Raw genomic sequence first — 6,691 nt, forward strand, 5'->3', positions numbered from 1 at the left:
CCCGCCCCGGGGGCGCCCGTGCCGGGGCCCGGGCCCACCGCACCGGGGTGCGGCGGCGCCGCGCCCGGCGGCGGCCCGCCGGGGGTGTGCCGCGGGTCCGGTTCGGGGGCTCTGACGGTGTCTCTCAACGTGCTCCGCCGATCAGACCGTGGCGGGCCGGCTGTCCGCGTCCTGCTCCTCGGTCTCGGCGACGACGCCCTTGACCCGGCGGAGCTTCTTCATCGGGGCCAGCTCGCTCTCGTACACCTTCTTCACGCCGTCACCGAGCGACTCCTCGATGGTGCGGATGTCGCGGACCAGCCGCTGCAGGCCGCCGGGCTCCACGGAGGCGGCCTGGTCGGAGCCCCACATGGCGCGGTCCAGGGTGATGTGGCGCTCGACGAACGTGGCGCCGAGGGCGACGGCGGCGAGGGTGGTCTGGAGACCGGTCTCGTGGCCGCTGTAGCCGATCGGCACGTTCGGGAACTCGTTCTGCAGGGTGTGGATCATCCGCAGGTTGAGCTCCTCGGCCTTGGCCGGGTAGGTCGAGGTGGCGTGGCAGAGCAGGATGTTCTCGCTGCCGAGCACCTCGACGGCGTGCCGGATCTGCTTGGGCGTCGACATGCCGGTGGAGAGCACGATCGTGCGGCCGGTGGCGCGCAGCGTGCGCAGCAGCTCGTCGTCGGTGAGCGAGGCGGAGGCCACCTTGTGCGCGGGGATGTCGAACTTCTCCAGGAAGGCGACGGCCTCGGTGTCCCAGGGCGAGGCGAACCAGTGGATGCCCTTCTTCCTGCAGTGCTCGTCGATCGCCCGGTAGCCCTCCTCGTCGAACTCCACGCGGTGGCGGTAGTCGATGTAGGTCATCCGGCCCCAGGGGGTGTCGCGCTCGATGTCCCACTGGTCGCGCGGGGTGCAGATCTCGGGCGTCCGCTTCTGGAACTTGACCGCGTCGCAGCCGGCCTCCACGGCGGCGTCGATGAGCGCGAAGGCGTTCTCCAGCTCACCGTTGTGGTTGATGCCGATCTCGCCCGTGACGTAGACGGGGTGGCCGGGGCCGACGAGCTTGTCGCCGAGGGCGCGGGTGCGGGGGCTGGTCGTCATGATCAAGCGTCTTTCTGGTTGACGGGCTGCTACAGGGAGGGGCCGAGGATCCACGAGGCGATCTCGCGGATCGCGCCCGCACCACCTGGTGCGGCGGTGACCGCGCGGGCTGCGCCGCGTACGACGTCGTGTGCGCTGCCGACCGCGACGGGCCAGCCGACGAGGCCGAAGCAGGGCAGGTCGTTGACGTCGTTTCCGACGTAGAGCACGCGCTCCGGCGCGATGCCCTGTTCCTCGCACCACTGCTTGAGGGCGAGGTCCTTCCGGTCGACGCCGTGCAGCACGGGGATCCGGAGCTTCCGTGCGCGGGCGGCGACGACCGGGTTCTGTTCCGCGGACAGGATGAGCAGCTTCAGCTCGTCGCGGCGGAGCGCGGCGATGCCGAGGCCGTCGCCGCGGTGCACCGCGACGAACTCCCGTCCCTCGGAGTCGACGAGCACCCGGTCGTCGGTCTGGGTGCCGTCGAAGTCGAGAACGACCGCGTCGATGTCCTCCCGGCGCGGCCGGGGCGCGGGTGCGCCGTCCGCGCCGGCGTCGTCCAGCAGCGGCGCGAGGGCGCGGGCGCGCGCCAGGTCGTGCGGGTCGTCGACCTCCAGCACCCGCGCGGGGTCCGTACGGACCAGGTCGGTACGGCCGAAGAAGCGGTGCCCGGCCTTGCGGAACCCGGCGGCGTCCATGGCGTACGCGGCGCCGGTCTCCAGCAGGTCCTGCGGGCGGTCCTGGCGGCGCGGCCGGAACGACTTGTCGTGGTTGACGCCGTACCCGCCGGCGGGCGCGGCGCTCCGCCCGGGCGCCTGCTCCGGCGCCTGCTCCGGGTCCGCGTCGTCGCGCCAGACGAAACCGTGGAAGGGGGCGACGGTCAGCGCGCTGTCGGCGCCGTTCCGTACGACGGCGGCGCAGACGCCCTGGACGTCCTCCGCGGTGAGGAACGGGCTGGTGCACTGCACCAGCAGCACCACGTCCACGGTCCGCCCGTGCCGGGCCTCGTGGGTGTCCATGGCGTGCAGCACGGCGGCCTCGCTGGTGGCCAGGTCGCCGGCGATGTCCGCCGGGCGCTCGACGACCTCGGCGCCGGCCGCCCGGGCCGCGGCGGCGATCGCCTGGTCGTCGGTGGAGACGGCGACGTCGGTGACCAGGCCGGCGCCGCGGCAGGCCGCGACGGCGCGGGCGACCAGCGGGCGGCCGCCGACCTCGGCGAGGTTCTTCGCGGGAACGCCCTTGGAGCCGCCCCGGGCGGGGATGACCGCGAGGACGCGGCGGCCGCCGTCGGGCACGACGGAGACGCCGGGGCCGGCGGCGGGGGCCGCGGCGGCGTCCGGGCTGCCCGCGTCCGCTCCGGCGGGTCTGCCCGCGTCCCCTCTGCCCGCGTCTCCGCCCGCGTCCGGTCCGGCAGGTCTGCCCGCGTCCGGCCCGCCGGCGCCGGTGGCTCGTCCGCCCGTACCGGTGTCCCGTGCGGTCTCCGTGCGGGCCATGGTTGCTCCCTTCGCGGCCGGTGCGGCCGGTGCGGCCGCCGGGGCGGCCTGAGGTGGTGCGTCCCGGGGCGTGCGCGGCGGCCCGCCGGGACCTGGCTGGGCTGCGGCTCCGGCGTCCGGGCCGGGGACCGCGGGGTGGTGCGGGGCGGGGCCGGTCACAGGTCCCCCATGCGCCGGATGACCGGCGCGACCCGCTGGACGCCGTGCCGGTAGGCGCCGCGCGCGGCCTCGCGGACGGCGTTGCGCACCGCCCGGCGGACGCCGGAGTCGTCGGCGGCGTCCGCGGCGCCGGGCCGCGGGCTGCCGTCGGGGCGCAGGCCGTAGCGGGCGAGGATGCCGGGCAGGTAGCCGGGCGCGGTGGCCGGCGTGTAGTAGGGGGCGGGCCGCGGGAGGGTGTCCCGCGCGGCCAGCTCGGCGACGCGCGCCCGGGCGGCGTCGAAGGCGGCGGCGTAGCCGCCGTGCGGGTGGACGCCCTGCCGGGCGGTCCACTCCGGGTCGGCCTTGGGCAGGTGACCGGAGTCGAGCTCGTCCCAGGAGGCGAAGCAGCCGGAGCCGAGGAAGTGGTGGTTGCCCAGGGCCTCGCGGACGCCGAGGTCGGTGAGGACGGCGGTCGGCACGGAGCGGTGCAGGGACTCCAGCGCGGCGGTGGAGCTGACGGTGACCAGCAGGTCGGTGCGGTCCAGCACCTCGCCCATGTGCCCGTAGACGAGCCGGCAGTTGGGCGGCAGCCCGCCCGGGAGCTTGGCTGCCAGCCGCTGGTAGGGCTGCTCCTCGATGTGGGTGGTGTGCTCGCCCGGCTTGCTGCGGAGCTTGATGAGCACCTCGCGTCGGGGGTGGATACGGGCGTGCTCGGTGGCGCGGCGCAGCAGGTAGGCGCGGTCGGCGCGGCCGGCCGGCACGGAGGGCTGCACGGCGAAGGTCACGGTGAAGGGGCGCTCCTGGGCGCCGACCCCCGCGGCGGCCGGGTCTCCCGGGTGTCCCGCTCCTGCCCGGCCTGGCACGGCGGCCCGTACGGCCTCGGGGGTGGCGCCGTCCAGGAAGGGCAGCGCGCACTCGACGACGCTGCCGGCGTCGGCGCCGACGCCCTCGTACACCTCCCGGAAACGCTTCGCGTCGTGCCGGGAGTTGGCCAGCACCACGTCGGCGCCGTGCCGCAGCAGCAGCCCGTCGGAGAGCTTCTCGTAGACGATGCCGACATAGCCGGTGACCAGCACCGGACGCCGGACCTCGGTGTCCTCGCCGGCCCCGGCGTCGCCGTCCGGGGCGAGGGCGCGGGCCAGTCCGTGCAGCATGGCCTGCACGGCGCCGCCGACGCAGGAGAGCACCACCATGTCGTACGCGTCCCGCCGCGCCGCCGCGTGGACGAACTCCGCGCTGGTGACCTCGCGGAGGGTGTCCACCTCCACGCCCACCTCGGCGAGCTGGCGGGGCGTGGGGGTCGCGCGGCCCCGCAGCAGCAGGCCGTCGATCCGGGCGTCGGGGGCGAGGCGGCGCGCGGTGAGCGCTCCCCACTTCCAGCGGGTGTCCGAATCGGCGAGCACGGCGACCCGTGCGGGGTGTGGAACAGAAGATGGCACGTATAGGACGCTAGGAAGGCATTCCGATTCGCGGCCGAACGCCACTACAACAGACGGTTAACAGCACCCCGACGAAATCCCAACCGGTCCGTCGCGCAGGGTAATTAACGATTCCGCCACGCCGCGTTCACCTGGGAGTACGGCACCGGTCACAACGGATGCCGGAGGGCCGTCTACCGTCTCGCAGGTGGTTAAGCTCTCCGTCATCGTGCCGTTCTACAACGTGCAGTCGTACGCCCAGGACGCGCTGCGCAGCCTACGCGCCAACAGCCGTCCGGACTTCGAGTTCCTGCTGGTCGACGACTGCTCGACCGATGGGACCCCCGAGATCCTGGAGCGCGCCGGGCGCGACCTCCCGGGCGCCCGGCTCATCAGACACGAGCAGAACGGCGGGCTCGCCACCGCGCGGAACACCGGCCTGGACGCCGCCACGGGCGAGTACGTCACCTTCCTGGACGGCGACGACTGGCTGGCCCCGGGGTACTACCCGGAGCTGCTCGCCGCCGCCGAGGAGCTGGGCTGCGACTTCCTGCGCACCGACCATGTCCAGTGCACCGGGCGCGGCCGTACGCTCGCCCGGGTCCCGCACGGCCGCCGCGGCGAGGTGCTGCGCCCGCGGGACGCCATCCTCCCGGCCGACCGCACGACCTCCGTGGACTACGCCTACGCCTGGGCGGGCATCTACCACCGCCGGCTGCTGGACGACGGCCTGCTCCACTTCCGGCACGGGCTGCGCACGGCGGAGGACCGGCCGTGGATCTGGCGGCTGCACCGCGAGGCGCGGTCGTTCGCCGTGGTGGGGATGCTGGGCGTCTTCTACCGGAGGGGCGTGGCCTCCTCCCTGACCCAGATCGGGGACGTGCGGCAGCTCGACTTCATCCGGGCCTTCGACCAGGTGATCGAGGAGACCTCCCGGGACCCGGACGCCGACGTGCTGTTGCCGAAGGCCGTGCGCACCTACTGCGCCATCATCTCCCACCATCTCACCAGCGGAAGGTTCGAACCCCAGGTGGCCCGTACGCTCCGCCGGCTCAGCGCCGCCGCGCTCCGCCGGCTGCCCTCGCACGTCCTCGACGGCGCGCTGGACTCGATGGACGTGCAGCGCGCCTCCCGGCTGCGCCGGCTGCGCCGGCGTCCCGTCACCGGTGGGGAGGCGGCCGCCTGATGCGTACGCAGCTCTTCTACGCCTCCACGCTCTACGGCGCCGCGACGCTGGCCGCCGCCCTGGACGCGGGCCGCTTCGCCCCGGCGGACCAGCGGCTGCTGCTGGTGAGCAACAACGCCGCCACTCCGGAGACCACGCCCGCCCTGGACCGGATGCCGGGCTTCGAACGGCTGCGGGGCCGCTTCGACCGGGTGCTCTCCTGGAACGAGACCATCCGCCCCTTCCACCCGGGCGGCTGGTCGCCCCGGAACGACGACGTGCCGCTCTGGGAACGGCATCTGCGCTCCCTCTGGGGGCTCGGCGAGCAGCGCGGCGACACCGTCGAGCTGGTCGTGGAGTCGATCCAGGTCGACCCGGCGCTGGCGCTGTGCCGGCTCTTCCCGGACGCGCCGGTGCACGTCTACGCCGACGGGCTGATGAGCTACGGCCCCACCCGCAACAAGCTGGACCCGCTGGTCGGCACCCGGGTGCGCCGGCTGCTCCACCCGGATCTGCTGCCGGGGCTGGAGCCGCTGCTGCTGACCGAGTTCGGCGTGGCGCCGGAGACCGTGCCGTCCGGTGCGTTCACGGCGGTGCTGGCGGAACTGGCCGAGGACCTGCCGCCGACGGTCGCGGAGGTCGTGGCGGAGGCGCCGGGCGGCGCGCTGCTGCTCGGCCAGTACCTCTCGGCGCTGGACATCCTCTCCGCCGAGGAGGAGGAGCAGCTCCATGTGCGGATGCTGCGGGGCGCGGCGGCGCTCGGGCACCGCCGGGTGGTGTTCAAGCCGCATCCGGTGGCGCCCGCCCGCTTCTCCCGGGCCCTGGAGAAGGAGGCGGGCGAGCTGGGCGTGGAGCTGCGGGTGATCGCGGCGCCGGTGCTCGCGGAGGTGCTGTACGCGCGGATGCGCCCGGCGCTGGTGGCGGGCTGCTTCTCCACCGCGCTGCTGACCGCGAGCGCCTGCTACGGGCTGCCGGTGGCGCGGACCGGCACGGAGCTGCTGCTGGAACGGCTGGCCCCGTACCAGAACAGCAACCGCGTGCCGGTCACGCTGGTGGACGCGCTGCTGCCGGACCTGGCGGACCCGGCCGCCGTACGCGCCTGGACCCCGCCGGACGAGGAGCGGCTGGCGGGCGAGGTCTCCGGGCTGGTGCGGACGGTCGGCTACTGCATGCAGTCGCAGATCCACCCGGGCCTGCGCCCGGAGGCGGAGCGCTATCTGTCGACCCGGCTGACCGCGAGCACCTGGCGGTACTTCAAGAAGCGCCGGCTGACCTCACTGGCGTTGCCGGGTGCCGTGCCGTCGCAGCTCGCCTTCCTGCCGCGGAACCCCACGGTGCGCCGGGTGGCGCGCCGGGCCCGGGCGCTGAAGCGGGCGGCGCGGCGCTGAGCCCCGCGCGGCGGGCGGCCGGGGCCGCCG

5 protein-coding genes are annotated in these 6,691 nt (G+C 74.9%); 2 read left to right on the top strand and 3 right to left on the bottom strand.

Features of this window, described 5'->3' with window-relative positions; translation table 11 throughout:
* Positions 1-141: 141 nt before the first annotated feature.
* The 3 genes from HOY81_RS15470 to HOY81_RS15480 form a co-directional block, all read right to left on the bottom strand.
* On the bottom strand, positions 142-1,080 hold the full coding sequence (locus tag HOY81_RS15470) for an N-acetylneuraminate synthase family protein (protein WP_237320986.1): 939 nt from the start codon (positions 1,078-1,080) through the stop codon (positions 142-144).
* Between the two features lie 29 nt (positions 1,081-1,109).
* Complete coding sequence (locus tag HOY81_RS15475) at positions 1,110-2,552, bottom strand: acylneuraminate cytidylyltransferase (protein WP_237320987.1); 1,443 nt, start codon at positions 2,550-2,552, stop codon at positions 1,110-1,112.
* A gap of 155 nt (positions 2,553-2,707) precedes the next feature.
* Positions 2,708-4,093: a DUF6716 putative glycosyltransferase gene (locus HOY81_RS15480; RefSeq protein WP_237320994.1), complete on the bottom strand. Its 1,386-nt coding sequence runs from the start codon at positions 4,091-4,093 to the stop codon at positions 2,708-2,710.
* Between the two features lie 223 nt (positions 4,094-4,316).
* Here HOY81_RS15480 and HOY81_RS15485 point away from each other — a divergent pair, with 223 nt between their 5' ends.
* Together HOY81_RS15485 and HOY81_RS15490 are read left to right on the top strand one after the other, a co-directional pair.
* Complete coding sequence (locus HOY81_RS15485) at positions 4,317-5,294, top strand: glycosyltransferase family 2 protein (protein ID WP_237320988.1); 978 nt, start codon at positions 4,317-4,319, stop codon at positions 5,292-5,294.
* Complete coding sequence (locus HOY81_RS15490) at positions 5,294-6,661, top strand: alpha-2,8-polysialyltransferase family protein (RefSeq protein ID WP_237320989.1); 1,368 nt, start codon at positions 5,294-5,296, stop codon at positions 6,659-6,661. Before HOY81_RS15485 ends, HOY81_RS15490 begins: the two co-directional genes overlap by 1 nt.
* Positions 6,662-6,691: the final 30 nt, after the last annotated feature.

Source organism: Streptomyces sp. JJ36, assembly GCF_021696945.1.
Classification (GTDB): domain Bacteria; phylum Actinomycetota; class Actinomycetes; order Streptomycetales; family Streptomycetaceae; genus Streptomyces.

What these genes read in the sequence shown, in the direction of transcription:
- HOY81_RS15470 (WP_237320986.1), bottom strand. Translation starts at nt 1,080, where the DNA reads ATGACGACCAGCCCCCGCACCCGCGCCCTCGGCGACAAGCTCGTCGGC.
- HOY81_RS15475 (WP_237320987.1), bottom strand. Translation starts at nt 2,552, where the DNA reads ATGGCCCGCACGGAGACCGCACGGGACACCGGTACGGGCGGACGAGCC.
- HOY81_RS15490 (WP_237320989.1), top strand. Translation starts at nt 5,294, where the DNA reads ATGCGTACGCAGCTCTTCTACGCCTCCACGCTCTACGGCGCCGCGACG.